The organism is Lacinutrix chionoecetis, from assembly GCF_053604665.1.
In genome coordinates this window covers 1-233 of the sequence record NZ_JBSHNQ010000063.1, presented here as the reverse complement: position 1 = coordinate 233, position 233 = coordinate 1, and the positions used below count along the sequence as shown (strand labels likewise).

The following is a 233-nucleotide window of genomic DNA, read 5'->3' as shown; positions in this document are numbered from 1 at the left end:
TGAAGGTTACCTCGCCAGTTTCATCTACTGTCCAGGTACCTTCGCCTGGTACTACTAACTCATCGTTATCGCCATCGCCATCCGTATCGGTTGCGGCCGGATCGGTAAACGATACGGTTGCTGGATCGATTGCGCCATCTGGATCTGAATCGGCTCCGTTTCCATTGTCTGCGGTTACATCTACTGTGGCTGGTGTATTGGTTGGTAAACCAGCTACATCATCGTCTTCTGCG

General features: G+C 51.5%; 1 pseudogene. It reads right to left on the bottom strand.

Annotated elements, in window-relative coordinates:
* Positions 1-233 (bottom strand): annotated as a pseudogene (locus ACVC43_RS02275) (hypothetical protein); the annotation flags it as partial.